The 14,283-nt window shown below is 30.0% G+C and carries 15 protein-coding genes; all 15 read right to left on the reverse strand.

What is annotated here, in order from left to right:
* Nucleotide 1 precedes the first annotated feature (1 nt).
* The 15 genes from HW276_RS08905 to HW276_RS08975 all read right to left on the reverse strand — a co-directional run bounded on the left by HW276_RS08905 (nucleotide 2) and on the right by HW276_RS08975 (nucleotide 14,122).
* Nucleotides 2-1,954: a peptidase gene (locus HW276_RS08905; RefSeq protein WP_178938200.1), complete on the reverse strand. Its 1,953-nt coding sequence runs from the start codon at nucleotides 1,952-1,954 to the stop codon at nucleotides 2-4.
* Nucleotides 1,955-2,048: 94 nt separating this feature from the next.
* Entirely contained in the window at nucleotides 2,049-3,344 is a 1,296-nt protein-coding gene (gene aroA / locus HW276_RS08910; RefSeq protein ID WP_178938201.1) for a 3-phosphoshikimate 1-carboxyvinyltransferase, read from the reverse strand.
* Nucleotides 3,345-3,382: 38 nt separating this feature from the next.
* Nucleotides 3,383-3,913 carry a DUF2262 domain-containing protein gene (locus tag HW276_RS08915; RefSeq protein ID WP_178938202.1) on the reverse strand — a complete coding sequence of 177 codons (531 nt, stop codon included), beginning with the start codon at nucleotides 3,911-3,913 and terminating at the stop codon, nucleotides 3,383-3,385.
* 45 nt (nucleotides 3,914-3,958) lie between these two features.
* On the reverse strand, nucleotides 3,959-4,495 hold the full coding sequence (locus HW276_RS08920) for a DUF2262 domain-containing protein (protein WP_178938203.1): 537 nt from the start codon (nucleotides 4,493-4,495) through the stop codon (nucleotides 3,959-3,961).
* 118 nt (nucleotides 4,496-4,613) lie between these two features.
* Entirely contained in the window at nucleotides 4,614-5,705 is a 1,092-nt protein-coding gene (gene aroB, locus HW276_RS08925; protein ID WP_178938204.1) for a 3-dehydroquinate synthase, read from the reverse strand.
* A 133-nt stretch (nucleotides 5,706-5,838) separates the two neighbouring features.
* Nucleotides 5,839-6,714 (reverse strand): prephenate dehydrogenase, encoded by an 876-nt coding sequence (locus tag HW276_RS08930; protein WP_218975007.1) that lies wholly within the window; start codon nucleotides 6,712-6,714, stop codon nucleotides 5,839-5,841.
* A 345-nt stretch (nucleotides 6,715-7,059) separates the two neighbouring features.
* Nucleotides 7,060-8,061, reverse strand: coding sequence for a lipopolysaccharide assembly protein LapB (locus HW276_RS08935; RefSeq protein WP_178938206.1), 1,002 nt, complete (start codon nucleotides 8,059-8,061; stop codon nucleotides 7,060-7,062).
* Between the two features lie 21 nt (nucleotides 8,062-8,082).
* Nucleotides 8,083-9,102: a 3-deoxy-7-phosphoheptulonate synthase gene (aroF, locus tag HW276_RS08940; protein WP_178938207.1), complete on the reverse strand. Its 1,020-nt coding sequence runs from the start codon at nucleotides 9,100-9,102 to the stop codon at nucleotides 8,083-8,085.
* A gap of 53 nt (nucleotides 9,103-9,155) precedes the next feature.
* On the reverse strand, nucleotides 9,156-9,476 hold the full coding sequence (locus tag HW276_RS08945; RefSeq protein WP_178938208.1) for a putative heavy metal-binding protein: 321 nt from the start codon (nucleotides 9,474-9,476) through the stop codon (nucleotides 9,156-9,158).
* 603 nt (nucleotides 9,477-10,079) lie between these two features.
* Nucleotides 10,080-10,319, reverse strand: coding sequence for a type B 50S ribosomal protein L31 (locus HW276_RS08950; RefSeq protein WP_006806019.1), 240 nt, complete (start codon nucleotides 10,317-10,319; stop codon nucleotides 10,080-10,082).
* A gap of 148 nt (nucleotides 10,320-10,467) precedes the next feature.
* Nucleotides 10,468-10,740, reverse strand: coding sequence for a DUF1871 family protein (locus HW276_RS08955; RefSeq protein ID WP_026231249.1), 273 nt, complete (start codon nucleotides 10,738-10,740; stop codon nucleotides 10,468-10,470).
* A gap of 35 nt (nucleotides 10,741-10,775) precedes the next feature.
* Nucleotides 10,776-11,357 carry a hypothetical protein gene (locus HW276_RS08960; protein ID WP_178938209.1) on the reverse strand — a complete coding sequence of 194 codons (582 nt, stop codon included), beginning with the start codon at nucleotides 11,355-11,357 and terminating at the stop codon, nucleotides 10,776-10,778.
* 213 nt (nucleotides 11,358-11,570) lie between these two features.
* Entirely contained in the window at nucleotides 11,571-12,269 is a 699-nt protein-coding gene (rlmB, locus tag HW276_RS08965) for a 23S rRNA (guanosine(2251)-2'-O)-methyltransferase RlmB (protein WP_178938210.1), read from the reverse strand.
* Between the two features lie 26 nt (nucleotides 12,270-12,295).
* Nucleotides 12,296-13,276, reverse strand: a complete 981-nt coding sequence (locus HW276_RS08970) for an SIS domain-containing protein (RefSeq protein WP_178938211.1) — start codon at nucleotides 13,274-13,276, stop codon at nucleotides 12,296-12,298.
* A gap of 42 nt (nucleotides 13,277-13,318) precedes the next feature.
* The gene (locus HW276_RS08975) at nucleotides 13,319-14,122 is read right to left on the reverse strand and encodes a mannose-1-phosphate guanylyltransferase (RefSeq protein ID WP_178938212.1); all 804 of its coding nucleotides are present in this window, start codon (nucleotides 14,120-14,122) and stop codon (nucleotides 13,319-13,321) included.
* Nucleotides 14,123-14,283: the final 161 nt, after the last annotated feature.

The following is a 14,283-nucleotide window of genomic DNA, read 5'->3' on the forward strand; positions in this document are numbered from 1 at the left end:
TCTATTTTTCTGCTTTTACCAATTCATCATAATTTTTAACTTTCTTTTTATCCTCTTTTGAAAGTAAATTATACAATTTACGAACCATTTCTAAATATGATTTTTTCGTATATTTTTCGCCAGTTCTATTATTCAATACTATTTTTTCTGCATTTGGAATATCACTTATCAATTTACTTACAATAACATAAGGTTTCCAATCTTCTATATAGGTATCATTTTTTCCATTAGGTGTATATTGAGCCGTGTTCAATCCAGCAGTTCCTGAACCCTTTTTAATATTTCCATTTTTGTCACGACCAATCCATTTATTTTTTAGTTGTTCCACTTTTCCACGAGCTTGAGCAGTTTCACGTCTTTGTTCAAATAACCATTCAAATGGATAATCTATTTGATATCCATATTTCCAAGTCGACATATGAGAACCTCTACTAAATTCTCCCCAGTTTATTCCTGTACCTGGTTTTGTATTATCATGAGTTGTCATTTTTTTATCAATTTTATTTTGCTCTTCAACAGAAAGATAAGGATCCCATTCGTTGTGTGAAATTTCAACTCCTGTAGCCTTAAAATATTCCTGAATTGTTTTCCACAAACTTGTTGCCATCAAATCATCTGCAGCCGTATGAACCAATATATTATCATCAGAAATCATATAATACCAATTCTGATAATTCTTTTTATCAAGTCCAAATCCATTAAAACTAATCAGATCATTTTGTGGCGAACGAGCTGCTGCACCATTATTTTGAAAATCTTTATTATAATTATTAGACCATTGAGATCCTAAAATTGCTACTCCTGCAAAAAAATTATCTCTTTGTGCTGCCATATCTAAAAGAAGCATTCCTCCCATAGATTGACCAGTTCCATAAATACGGCTTTCATTAATATATCCTTTATATTCCTTCAAAACAGAATCCAGAAGTTCCCAAATTGCTGTATTTGCTTCACTTGAAGAAACAACATCATTTGTAGAACGACGACTTTCTTCAACTTGTGGAACAATGATTATTGCTGGATTTTTCTCTTGAAGTTCTTTACTTGCCATTTTTGTAGCCGCTTTTGTAGAAGTAAGCGAAGCCATTGGATCAATGTCATTTGCTCCTGCGTGTTCCATATGAAGTACAACCGAGATATTTCCTTTATTCTTTTCTAAAACCTCTTTATTTGGAACATAAATTGCATAAGGTAACTCAAAATTTTCATATTTCCCAGTATATTCACTATATGCCTTAGTTGCTTTAAATCCACCATTTCCAATATAATTTATTTTCCACCCACTATTTTTGTCAAACTCTGGCAAAATAATTTTATTTTTATCTGCTTTAATAACAGTTTGCTTAACTGTTTCACCTGTTGGTCTAGTTTGCGTTTTATCTTCCAAAGTATAATTTGAAATTTCCCTCGTTCCAGCAGCAATTTTTCCATTCTTACCAACAACTTCTCCAATTTGTTTCACACCAGCCATCATTGTACTTGTATAGGATAAATTTTGTCCAGTAAGCATATAATCTGTATTCACTTCAATAATTACATATTTTCCTTCTTTAGTACCACCATTTTTAGAAATTTCTGGCTTATCGTTAACATAAACTTTTGTGATTTGCCCTTCATTCCCTTTTGTATTATCCCTATCAATTTCCACAGTCTTCTCAAAACCATCTTTTTTCTCGTTGTAAATCGCATAATCTGTAATTTCATAATCATTTTTATTTACAGAATCAGCTTTAATATTCTGATTATACTCAACAATAATTGCCGAAGTTTTAGCACCTTCTAAATCAACAAAACCATAAGATTTGACATCAACAATCGCATTATCAGCCGAAACCGATTTTATAATTTTACTTTTATTCACAGTTTTTGCAAAAGAAACTGTACTAAATGCCATTCCTGTCAAAAATAAAGCCATCATTCCAAAATATATTTTCTTTTTACAATCTAATTTCATAAACTTTCCTTTCTCCAATCATTTATTCAGTATCATTTGTATAAACAAACTTTATATAAAAAGCAAAAGATATTCTTAACTAATTTGTAATTTTTTACTTCTCAACAATTTCAATCTCTCCACCCATTTTCACAAAATCATCCCAAAAATGCGGATAAGATTTTCTGACACTTTCAGCCTCTTCCAAAACAATCTCTTTCTCACATCGAGATGACGCAACTGCCAAAGACATCGCAATTCTATGGTCATTCCAAGCACTTACCGTAACTCCACCAGTAAATCCTTGTACACCTTGAATAATCAAGCTATCCCCTTCCTCAGCCACATTCGCACCAAGTTTATTAAGCTCAGTTTTTATTGAAATAATTCTATCTGACTCCTTAATTCTAAGTCTTTCTCCATTAATAATTCGAGTCTCCCCTTCACTCAATGCAGCAAGCACAGTCAAAATCGGTGCAATATCAGGACATTGAGAAATATCAATCACAGTTCCTTTTGTTTTAGATGGCTTCACAATCACATAATCATCAAAAATCTCAAGATTTGCACCCATTCTAGTAACAATCTCAATAATTTCCCTATCTCCTTGCAACGAATTTTTATTCACATGCAAACATTTCACTTCATTATCACGATTTGCCGAAATTATCCCCGCAACAATCCAAAACGCCACTTGCGAATAATCCCCTTCAACAGTATAATCAAAAGGCTTATAACTCTGATTACCTTTTATCTCAAACGATTTATAATCATTATTTTTTATCTCAATTCCAGCCAACTGCAAAATTTCCAGCGTCAAATCAATGTACCCCTTCGACTCCAAATTTTTATTAATAGTCAGCTTAGAATCCCCATCAAGAAGTGGTAAAGCATACAAAAGCCCAGTAATAAACTGCGAACTAATATTTCCGTCAATCTCATAATTCCCAGCCTTCAATTTTCCATTAACCGTAAGTGGCAATTTCCCACCAGTTGTCTCATACTTCAACCCTTGCTCCTCAAAAATTTTATAATACGAATCCAGCGGTCTATCCACCAATTTCCCTTTCCCATCAAAAATCAATTCATTCTCGCTCGTAATCCCAACAGGAATCAAGAATCTAATAGTCGACCCCGACTCATTACATTGCACATATTTATCCTTCGGAACAACTCTCCCATCATTCCCGACAATCTCAAGAGCACTTTCAAATCTTTTAATTTTCGCTCCCCAATTTTCCATAATATCCGTTGTTGTAGTAATATCCACAGAAAACTTTAAATTATCAATCATCGACTTCTTCTCACTTTCAGCTAATGCCGCTGCAATCACCGCTCTATGAGAATAACTTTTTGACGGTGGTATTTCTATTTTTCCATTTAATGTACTTGGTTTTATTTTTATTTTCATAAATTTTTCTCCTTTTTATTCATTCTACTTTAAAAATTTTATCCTACTTCACCATCACAATTCAACTCTCCATTAACATTTCCACTTAACATAATAGCATGTCCAAGAAAAAATATGTCATTGTCATAATAAAATGCTGTAAAATCTCCATCAGCAGTTACCCATAAACATTGCAAATAAATACAATTTCTAAATACTCTTTCAGGAATTATTTCTCTCTTCAATTCTTCAATTTCTTCCTCTGATAATTCAATCTCTGAATTTTCATGAATATTCTCAATAAATTCTTCCAATTCTTCTTCATCGTCAACACGAAGCCAATCCATAACTCCGTCTTTCCCATAATCACTTACCAAATCCTTCATTTTTGTGTCCCATTCTTCTTGATTGAGATACATAATTTTAAATTGTTCAATTACCCTTTTAATTTCTTCTACTTTTTTCTCTTCACTCCAATCACTCTCAATTCCACCATCAAAACTCACGTCTATTTTTCTCCCAAGCCAATCAACTTCAGTTTCAAAATTTTTTATTTCTCCAAAAATTTCATCTATAATTGCTTTACACACACTAATCCTCCATTTTATTATTTTTTTTATTTCATAAAATTAAAATTATCCTACAATATCCGCTTCACCTCTAAATTCCCCGTTAATATTCCCCATTAATTCAATCCCATGCCCTGCAAAAAATACTTCATCATCATAATAGTACACCGTAAAATCTCCATCAGAAGTTATATGCAACCCTTCAAGATAAATCCCATTTTTAAAAACTTCTTTTGAAACTTTTTGTTCTTTTAACTCTTCCTTTTCTTTTTCCGTAAATTTAGAATTTAAATTTTTTTCAAGTACAGCTATCATTTCATCTAAATCTTCTTCGTTTATAGATGAAAACCAATCTTCTGCCACTTCCATCAAATCTTCCACAATTCTATCCCTTATTCTCTCATCCCATTCTTTTTGATTAAGATACATAATTTTAAATTGTTCAATTGCTCCTTTAACTTCTTCTACTTTTTTATCTTCACTCCAATTATGCCCAATTCCACCATCAAAACTCACACTTATTTTTCTCCCAAGCCACTCAACTTCAGTTTCAAAATTTTTTATTTCTCCAAAAATTTCATCTTTAATAATTTTATTATCCATCTTATTCCTCCATTTTATTCTTTTCCAATTCAAGATTTTAATAACTTTATCAGACACCGCCTAACCTTTTCAATTTTCCAATATAATCACACATTTCTATTTCCACAATTTCAAATGTTTACTCAAAAATCTCTTCCGCCCCAATCTTCATAATCTCAACTTGCCCAATCTCTTTCAAAATCACAAAATTAATCCCGTCATTCGTACTTTTCTTATCCCTTTTCATAATCTTAGCAATCTCATCTTTCGGATACTCAATTTCAGTTGGCAAATTCAATGCTTTAAGCAATTTTGCAATTTTCACATCTTCCCCTTCTTTAGTAAATCCTTTTTTCTCTCCAATTTTTGTAATATCCACCATTCCAGCAGAAATTGCCTCTCCGTGCGAATATTTTTCATAATTTGTAAACTGCTCAATCGCATGACCAATCGTATGCCCAAAATTCAATATCATTCTCAAGTTGCTTTCCTTTTCATCTTTTTCCACAACTTCCTTCTTTATCTCACAAGAACGATAAACAAGCTCATTCACATACTTCATCAAATGTTCACGCAATTTTTGTATATAATTTTCATCATCTTGCGAAACCCCAACTTTTTCCACAATTTCCACAAGTCTATCAAAAAAATTCTTGTCATAAATACATCCATATTTCACAATTTCCCCAAATCCATCGTAAAAATATCTATCAGTTAATGTATTTAAAAAATAATTATCAATTAAAACAAGTTTTGGCTGATGAAATGCCCCAACAAGATTTTTCCCCTCAGGCAAATCAACTCCAACTTTTCCACCAACACTACTGTCAACTTGCGAAACAATTGTCGTAGGAATTTGAATAAACCCAATCCCACGCATATAACTAGCCGCTGCAAATCCAGCAATATCTCCAACAACTCCGCCACCAAATGCAACAACCATATCCTTTCTCGTAAGCCCTTCATTCACCATAGCCGAATAAATCGAAGGCATTATCCCAATATGCTTATGTTTTTCACCAGCTTGTAGTACAAATATGCTATAATTAAATCCTTTAAACATTTCTTTATACTTTTCTTCATAAATCTCATGAACATTTGAGTCTGTAATTACAAACAATTTTTTCCCAGTATAAACTTCTCCAATATATTTTGGAAATTCCTCAAAAAAATTTTCCCCAATCATAATATCATAAGAATTTTTTCCCAATCCAACATGTAATTTTTCCATAATTTTTTCTCCTAAATATTTATATTTTTATAATTCAAAAGTGAGGCTTTAACTACAAAATTTTTTTTGTGAAAGCACTCACTATTTTTTACTTTTTATATTTTTTTGTTTTCTTATTTTTAATAAAAATTTTTCAGTCTATTTTTTCCCTTCTTCTTGTGGAAATTATAAACTGCTCTTTTAATGTACCAATATCATCATTTTTCAAAGCATTTTTTATTATATCTAGTTCATTTTCAAACTGCTGAATCATTTTCAGCAAATTTTCCTTATTTCCCAAAAACAACTCTGACCACAAGTCTTCATTAATTTTGGCAATTCTTGTCAAATCTCTGAAAGAATCTCCAATAAATCTATTCGTATCATATTTTTGATTATCACTATTCACAAGCGAAACCGCAATCGCATGAGTAAGCTGACTCGTAAACGCAATAATCTCATCATGTTCCTGTGCCGTAAGAAAACTAACCTTCTTGAATCCCATCAATCTTACAATTTCCGAAAGTAATTCCAAATTTTCCTTTTTATTTTTTTCATCCTTAATAATTATATAATTTGCATTTTGAAAAACACGGTTATCCGCAAAATCAATTCCTCTTTTTTCACGCCCTGCCATCGGATGCCCAAAAATAAAGTCAATATTTTTCCCATTCTTTTTATTACTTTCCTCAATAATCGGATCAATATCTCCAATAATTTTCTCCTTAATACCCACAACATCAGCAATTATAGCATTTTCCTTAAAATTATCAATATTATTCACAAAAAACGATTTCATCAAGTTAGGATAAAGAGTAATTACAACAAAATCTGATTTTTCCAAAGGGTCCTTAGTTTCAAGAAACCCTTTATTTATCATATTTTTCTCCTCTGCCTTTTTCAAAGTTTCCTCATCAATATCAATCCCATAAACAGTTTTGATACCGATTTCCTTAAAACTTTGCGCAAAAGCTGCTCCAATTACTCCAAGTCCTACTATCGTTACCGTTAAATCTTCTATTTTTTTCAAAATTGTAAACACCTCTTTTTACAAATTTTTTAGCCATTTGAAAAAGTAAAAACTTTCAATAAAACAGTATTTTTATATTTTTAGCTTTATTATTTTTCTTCATTATCTGTCAAAGGGTCTTGATCCTCTGTGATTATAATGCTGTTGTTCACTATTTATTGCTTTCACTTTTATAACCAGCTAACAATTTTTCTTATAAATAATTACTATAGCCAAATACTGTACACAAAATATGAAAATTTTTATTAAATTGTTCACCAGTCCAATTCTTTTGAACTTGACAAAGAATCAAGACTCCTTGGTTCATAATATTTGCTTTATTAGTGCAGTTTCTGAACATAACTATTAATTATTCCACCAGCTTTTATTCTGCTTTTCCAATTTTTTCATTTCTTCCGTTCTTCCTTGTGACTTATAAATTTCTATTAGCATATTTCGCTCGTATGTTTTACCATCCGTTGGATGTTTAAATGCCATAGAATTTTTATATGCCTTTTCAGCTTCAACAAAATTATTTTGCAAAAAATACATATCTCCTATTCTAACCCAATAATCTCGGGCATCAAATTTTTGAGTTTTATTAGATATTTTTTCTATTGCCAATTTATAATACTTTATTGCATTTTCATAATTTTGGGTTTTATAATCGTACATTTGAGCTAATGAAGCATAATCAGGCTGATAGTTCTCTAATTCAATTAACTGTAAATAAGTTTTTTCTGCTAAATCATATTTTTTCAAACTTACGTAAAAACTTGCCAATGTTCTTAAAATCCGAATATCACCTGTTTCTTTATAATTATTCTGATATTCTTGCAATTTCTGTTCACCAAAACTGTTATCCTTACTCTTTCTTTCTAAAGTTTCTTGAGCTGGTTTATATCCTTTATCAGCAGCTTCTTTCAATAATTTATTTCCTTTTTCATCCTGTTTTATCCAAATATAAAATTCTCCTAGATCATTCAATGCTTTTATATCACCAGATTTTATTAAGTCATTATACCGTTCAATAATTTTTTCTTCCAATTCTTTAGTTTTTTCTATATTTACTTTTAAAACCGAACGTTCTATTGAATCTCTCCAATATCTGTAAAATAAAATAATTTTTTCTTTTATTTCTCTACTATTTTCTAAACTGTTATTTTCTTTTTCATATTTCAATAATAACTTCTCAGATTCTTCAAATTTTCTATTTCGAAAATAATAATCACTTAATTTTAACAGTGAATCCTTATCGCCTTTTTCAATTTGCTTTAAATATTGTTTTTCTTCTTTAGTGTAAGTTTCTTTAGCAAAAGAATTAATTGAAGAAATTATAATTAATAATAATAGCCATTTTCTTTTCATTTTTTACAACCTTCTAAAAATTTATTTAAAAGTTTTTCCCAACACATTTGCAATTTTTTCCACATCTTGCATCAAATCTTCAAATACATTAAATTTCAATGATTGAGGTCCATCTGACAACGCCTTGTCTGGCTCAGGATGCACTTCTACCATCAGTCCATCTGCTCCAGCAGCAATTCCTGCCATTGCAAGCGGTTTTACCATCCAATATTTTCCAGTCGCATGAGCTGAATCTACAATTATTGGTAAATGTGTTAATTTTTTAATCATTGGCACTGCATTTAAATCTAATACGTTTCTGTAAGCTGTTTCATAAGTTCTTATTCCTCTTTCACAAAGAACCACATTTTCATTTCCACCAGCTAAAATATATTCTGCTGACATAAGCCATTCTTCTATTGTCGCACTAAGTCCTCTTTTTAAAAGCACTGGAATATTTGTTTTTCCAACTTCTTTTAACAAGTCAAAGTTTTGCATATTTCTTGCCCCAAGCTGAATCATATCAACATGCGGACCAAATTCATGAAGTTGAGAAATTGACATAATTTCACATATTATTGGAAGTCCTGTTTCCGCTTTTGCCTTTTCCATAAGTTTAACACCTTCCATCCCAAGTCCTTGGAATGCATAAGGAGATGTTCTAGGTTTCACTACTCCTCCTCTTAAAATAGTTGCTCCTGCGGCTTTAACAGCTTTTGCAGTATCAATAATTTGTTTTTCATTTTCCACTGAGCAAGGCCCTGCCATCATCACAAGATTATTTCCACCAATTTCAACATTTCCAACTTTTACAATTGTATCTTCTGGTTTGAATTTTCTGCTTGCTCTTTTATAAGGTTCTTGAACTCTTTGAACATCTAATACATAGTCAAGCGATTGAATATGTTTAATATCAATTGTACTAATATCTCCAACTAATCCTAAAATCGAGTAATCTTTTCCAGTAATTAATTTTACACTTACGTTATTTTCTGTTTCCAATCTATTTATCATTTTCTCCAAAATTTTTTCATCAATTCCACCGTCTACTTTAATAATCATCATTTTTTCTCCTGTTCTTCTTTTATTTTTTTATTTTTTTTATTTTTTATAAATTAATCTACAACTACAGCTGTACCACTGCAAGTTACCATAAGCATTCCGTTATCCGCTCCCAAAACTTCATAATCCATTTTTACGCCAATAACAGCATTTGCATCCATAGCCGCCGCTCTGCTCTCCATTTCCTCCAAAGCATTTGTTCTAGCAGCCAAAAGTTCATTTTCATATCCTTTAGATCTTCCTCCAAATATGTTTCTCAAATTTGCTCCCAAATCCTTAAACATATTAACTCCCGAAATAACTTCTCCAAAGACAATTCCCTTGTATTCCACAATTTTTTTATCCTGGACTTCATTCGTAGTTGTAATAACCATCCTTACCTACCTCATTTCTTTAATTTTTTTATAAAAAAAACTCTCTTAAAATAACTTTAGGAGAGGATAAAATTAAATATCTATATATCAATACTTATTTACACATTTTACAATACTCTAATAGTTCATTTGCTACAGCTAAAATTTACGCCAACTAAATTAATTTATAAAATACTCTAAACAGTTATCCTATTCTAAACTCTACATCCATCAATTATAATTGAATTAATCTAAAAAATTATTCAATTTTATAATTTTAAATATACAATATTAAATATTTTTCAAAATTAATTACCCGTAAATTCCCACTTTTTTACAATTTCCTTCTAAACTTCAATGCTACATTTTTTCTAAACTACTAAATTATCTTCTATTCTTCTATAAATTTAAATTTCTTCTACCCTACTATCCTACTAAATTATTTTCCCAAATCCTTTAAAATCAAACTATAAATTTTAATTTAAAAAAATTATCCATTATCCTTCGATTCAATTTTAAAATGATTTATTATATAATAACAAATATTAAATGTATTGTCAACTATTAAAATTTAATAAAAATAAAAACAGAGAATAATTTATCCCTGTTTCCAATATTTTAAAATTATAAGTTGTATTTTTTCTTAAATTTATCAACTCTTCCAGTTTCATCAACAAATTTAGATTTTCCAGTATAGAATGGGTGAGAAGTTGAACTTGTTGCAACTTTTATTACCGGATATTCTTGCCCTTCAAAAGTTGTTGTTTCTTTAGAAGTTTTAGTTGATTTTCCTAAAAATTTTTCTCCGTTACTTGTATCTTCAAATACTACAAATCCGTATGATGGATGTAAATCTTTTTTCATAATTGCCTATGCTCCTTTCTATTTATAACTATAATTATTTTCAATATTTCATATAATAATACCATATTTTTCTTTATTTTTCAAGTCTCCATATAGTAAAATTTAGATGAAATATATAAGATTCTATTTTTTTGTATTTTGAAAATATTTAAATACATTTCTTCAAAATTTTCTTTGCAATATCAAACTCTATATTTTCATCAGAATAATATACATCTTCTCCAAAAGCATTTTTAAATACAGTCTGTATCACAAGAGCCAATTCGTCAGTTTTAATATCTTTATTTATAAGCATTTTATTCTTAATTTGCTTAATTTCAAAATCGTATTCATCCTGTGGAGCAAAAGACAATAACTTGATTGGATCCCAAAAATCAATAATCTCTTTTATATTATTTTCAAGTTTTTTTATTTTATACATTTCCTCTTTTTTATTATACTTTTTGAATTTCACAATTAATCAACTCTCTTGTATTTTTCCCAAAATAATCCATCTATTTTATTTTTTATCTCCATTATTTTACTAATTTCTGCCAAAACTTCCTTATTTTCTGGCAATATATCTTCATAAGGCAAACTTATCATTATACCATCCATTACTTTTTTACTCCCAAATTTTTCAAAAAATATATCAATCTCTCCATTATCAAATAAATATCTCCCTGCATACTTATCTTCCTCATATTCAAATTTAACATTTTTATTGTTTCTCTTAAGATATTTTCTTATTTTAGGAAGAACTGTCTTTATTTCATCTCCTACTTTTATACTTTCTCTATTGTTTAAATACAACTTTTCCATACAAAAAGTTAAAAATTGAGTTTCTGGTTTTGTAAGATTTTCAACAAAGTAACTTAATGAATAGTATATTTTCAAACCTTTGTATATTAAATCTATTGATATCGTTATTTTATCATCACTCAATTTCATTTCTATTTCTTCAGGAACAGAAAAAATCTTCATTATCTCCTTTAAAGATATTTTTTCTATCCCATTAATTCCATAAGTATTATTTAAAATATACTTTTGTTTTCCCATTTAATTTCCCTCCCATAAAATATTTCTTTAGCTATTTTCAAAAATCTAAAAATCCGATAAATACTGTCTCTTTTATGCTTGAGTTTTTTGTTTTGCTTCACTCACTAACAAGCAGTCTTGACTCTTTGTGACTATAAATACTGCTGTTACTCGTTCTTTATCACTTTTATAATCTCCTAAATATTTTTTACAAATGAGAAAATTTTAAATTTATTATTTCGATATCTCCGACAATATTATTCCTCCAGCTACAGATACATTCAGTGAGTTTATTTGCCCCTTCAAGTGTATTTTTACAATTTTGTCGCAATGTTCCTTCACTTTTTTTCTCATACCATTTCCTTCGCTTCCAAGCACAAGGCACGTTTTTTCTGGATAATTTTCTTCATAATAATAATTTTGCCCATCAGCTTCTGCACCGTAAACTGTATATCCGTATTTTTTTAATTTATCAATCGTATCAGAAATATTTGTAACTTTTACAATATCTACATGCTCAATCGCTCCTGTCGATGATTTTACAACGGTTTCTGTAACTTTTACGCTATTTCTGTCCTGGATAATAATTCCATCCACTCCAAAACATTCTGCACTTCTTATAATTGCCCCAAAATTTCTCGGATCTTGAATTTGATCCAGTACAACAACTATTGATTTTTCTTTTCTTAAAAGTTTTTCCAGAAACTCGGCAAAGTCAACATAATAGTCAAATTCTGAAACAAGTGCCACAACCCCTTGAGAATTTTCAGTCCGTCTATCAGTATAAAAAATCTTTATGTTTCTTTTGCTCGCCAAATTCAATATTTCTTTTATTGTTTCTTTCTTTATTTTTTTATAAACTTCCAGTTTCTCAATATTTTTATCTGATTTTAATACTTCTATTACTGGATTTATTCCTATTATTTTTTCCATTTTCTCTCTCTTTCTATTTTTTATTCTTATCTCAATCCTATTAAATCGTGAATTCTTATAAGCCCCACAATATTCCCATTTTCTACAACTGGCAGCACATTAATCTGGCTTTTTCTATTTTCCATCAGATGAAGCGCATCAAGAGCCATTGCGTTTTTTTCAATCGTTACTGGATTAGAAATCATAATATCAGAAGCCGCATAATCAAAAAATTTGTCCTTATGCTCCAATGCACGCCGAATATCTCCTTCTGTTATAATTCCAAGCAACTTTCCATTTTCAAGACCTGTATCTGAAATACACACAGCCCCTAACTTTTTCTTAGTAAGCACCATCAGCACATTTTCAATTTTTTCATCCTTCCTTACAACTGGCAATTCATCTCCAATATGCATTAAATCTGAAACGTGAAGCAACAAACGTTTTCCAAGGCTTCCACCTGGATGATACTTTGCAAAGTCATTTTCAGTAAAGTCTTTCAGCTTCATAAGACAGGCTGCAAGGGCATCTCCTGTTACAAGCGTTGCCGTAGTTGAACTCATTGGTGCTTGCCCCAGCGGACATGCTTCCTTTTCAATTCCAACATTAACCGTAAGTTCTGCATATTTTCCCAACGTAGAATTAGGATTTCCAGTAAATGCAATAATTTTTCCTCCAATTTTTCTTATTGGTGCTAAAATGCTCAATACTTCATCAGAATTCCCGCTATTTGAAATGGCGATTACCACATCTCCATTACTGACCATTCCCAAATCGCCGTGAAGCGCTTCTGCCGCATTTATAAATACTGCTGTTGTCCCAGTCGAAGCAAGTGTCGCCGCAATTTTTTTCCCAATTATTCCAGATTTTCCAATTCCTGTAATAATAACTTTATTATTATTTTTTAATTCTAAAATCATCTGAACTAATTTTTGAAAAGTATCTCCCAATTTACTTTTCAATTTTTCAAGTTCTGCAATTTCAATATCAAATACATTTCTAGCTTCTTTTATAATATCTATTTCCATTTTTTATTTTTCTCCTTTTTTGAATAATATCTGTTAAATAATTTAATTTTTTTTATTTAATTCAATTTTATTTAAGATTTTCTTTACTTCCTGACTTTTATCCTTATGACAAACAAGCAAGGCATCCTTTGTATTTACAATAACAATATTTTCCAAAATCACTTTATGTGTTTCCATGTGTTTTTTTATTTCGCTTAAAATAAATTCCGTTTTCCATACGAACATTCCGCTGTTCCAAAGATAATTCCCCTGCTCAATATATTTTTCAGCCAACTCCTTATTTGGCTTTTCTCTAAATTTTTTCACTTTATACGATTCAAATTTTTCTTTAATTCCATTCTTTTCACAATCATTTTTTTTATTTTTTCTATCAATATACTCGATATATCCGTATCCAGTTTCAGCATAAGTTGGCTTAACCCCAAGCGTAACAATCTTATTCTTTTCAGCCTCACAAAATGCAAATTTCAGACTTTCCAAAAATTCCTTTTCTTTTTTTATCAAATGATCTGACGGCAAAACTGTCATAATGCTATTTTTATAAATTTTTCTAATAATACAGGCCGCATATCCGATACAAGCCGCCGTATCTCGTGCCATTGGCTCAAAAATTATATTTCTGTCGGCAATTTCTGGCAATTCTTTTTTTATTATGTCAAAATACTTAATATTTGTAGAAATAAATATTTTTTCTGCTGGAATAATTTCCTTTATTCTGTCAACAGTTTCCTTAATCATTGTCTTTTCCGACACCAGATCCAAAAATTGCTTCGGCTTGTCATTTGTAGATAGCGGCCAAAATCTTGTTCCACTTCCTCCAGCCATAATTAAAGCTACTTTATCCATATTTTTCTCCTATTCTTTTCGTTAATTTGTACCATTGCCTAATCATTTACAATTAATCATAAATTTATGACAAGAAATCAAATAATTGATTTATATAAATATCATAGTAAATCCAGTTGTTTTTCAAATAAAAGTATAACATAATTTATTTGTTTTATCAA

Origin of the sequence: Leptotrichia sp. oral taxon 417, assembly GCF_013394865.1 — a bacterium.
Lineage (GTDB): Bacteria > Fusobacteriota > Fusobacteriia > Fusobacteriales > Leptotrichiaceae > Leptotrichia > Leptotrichia wadei_A.

Coding starts and splice junctions, on each gene's coding strand:
- HW276_RS08905 (WP_178938200.1), bottom strand. CDS start 1,954: ATGAAATTAGATTGTAAAAAGAAAATATATTTTGGAATGATGGCTTTA.
- aroA (WP_178938201.1), bottom strand. CDS start 3,344: ATGAAAATAAAAATAAAACCAAGTACATTAAATGGAAAAATAGAAATA.
- HW276_RS08920 (WP_178938203.1), bottom strand. CDS start 4,495: ATGGATAATAAAATTATTAAAGATGAAATTTTTGGAGAAATAAAAAAT.
- aroB (WP_178938204.1), bottom strand. CDS start 5,705: ATGGAAAAATTACATGTTGGATTGGGAAAAAATTCTTATGATATTATG.
- HW276_RS08935 (WP_178938206.1), bottom strand. CDS start 8,061: ATGAAAAGAAAATGGCTATTATTATTAATTATAATTTCTTCAATTAAT.
- aroF (WP_178938207.1), bottom strand. CDS start 9,102: ATGATTATTAAAGTAGACGGTGGAATTGATGAAAAAATTTTGGAGAAA.
- HW276_RS08945 (WP_178938208.1), bottom strand. CDS start 9,476: ATGGTTATTACAACTACGAATGAAGTCCAGGATAAAAAAATTGTGGAA.
- HW276_RS08950 (WP_006806019.1), bottom strand. CDS start 10,319: ATGAAAAAAGATTTACATCCATCATACGGATTTGTAGTATTTGAAGAT.
- HW276_RS08955 (WP_026231249.1), bottom strand. CDS start 10,740: ATGTATAAAATAAAAAAACTTGAAAATAATATAAAAGAGATTATTGAT.
- HW276_RS08960 (WP_178938209.1), bottom strand. CDS start 11,357: ATGGGAAAACAAAAGTATATTTTAAATAATACTTATGGAATTAATGGG.
- rlmB (WP_178938210.1), bottom strand. CDS start 12,269: ATGGAAAAAATAATAGGAATAAATCCAGTAATAGAAGTATTAAAATCA.
- HW276_RS08970 (WP_178938211.1), bottom strand. CDS start 13,276: ATGGAAATAGATATTATAAAAGAAGCTAGAAATGTATTTGATATTGAA.
- HW276_RS08975 (WP_178938212.1), bottom strand. CDS start 14,122: ATGGATAAAGTAGCTTTAATTATGGCTGGAGGAAGTGGAACAAGATTT.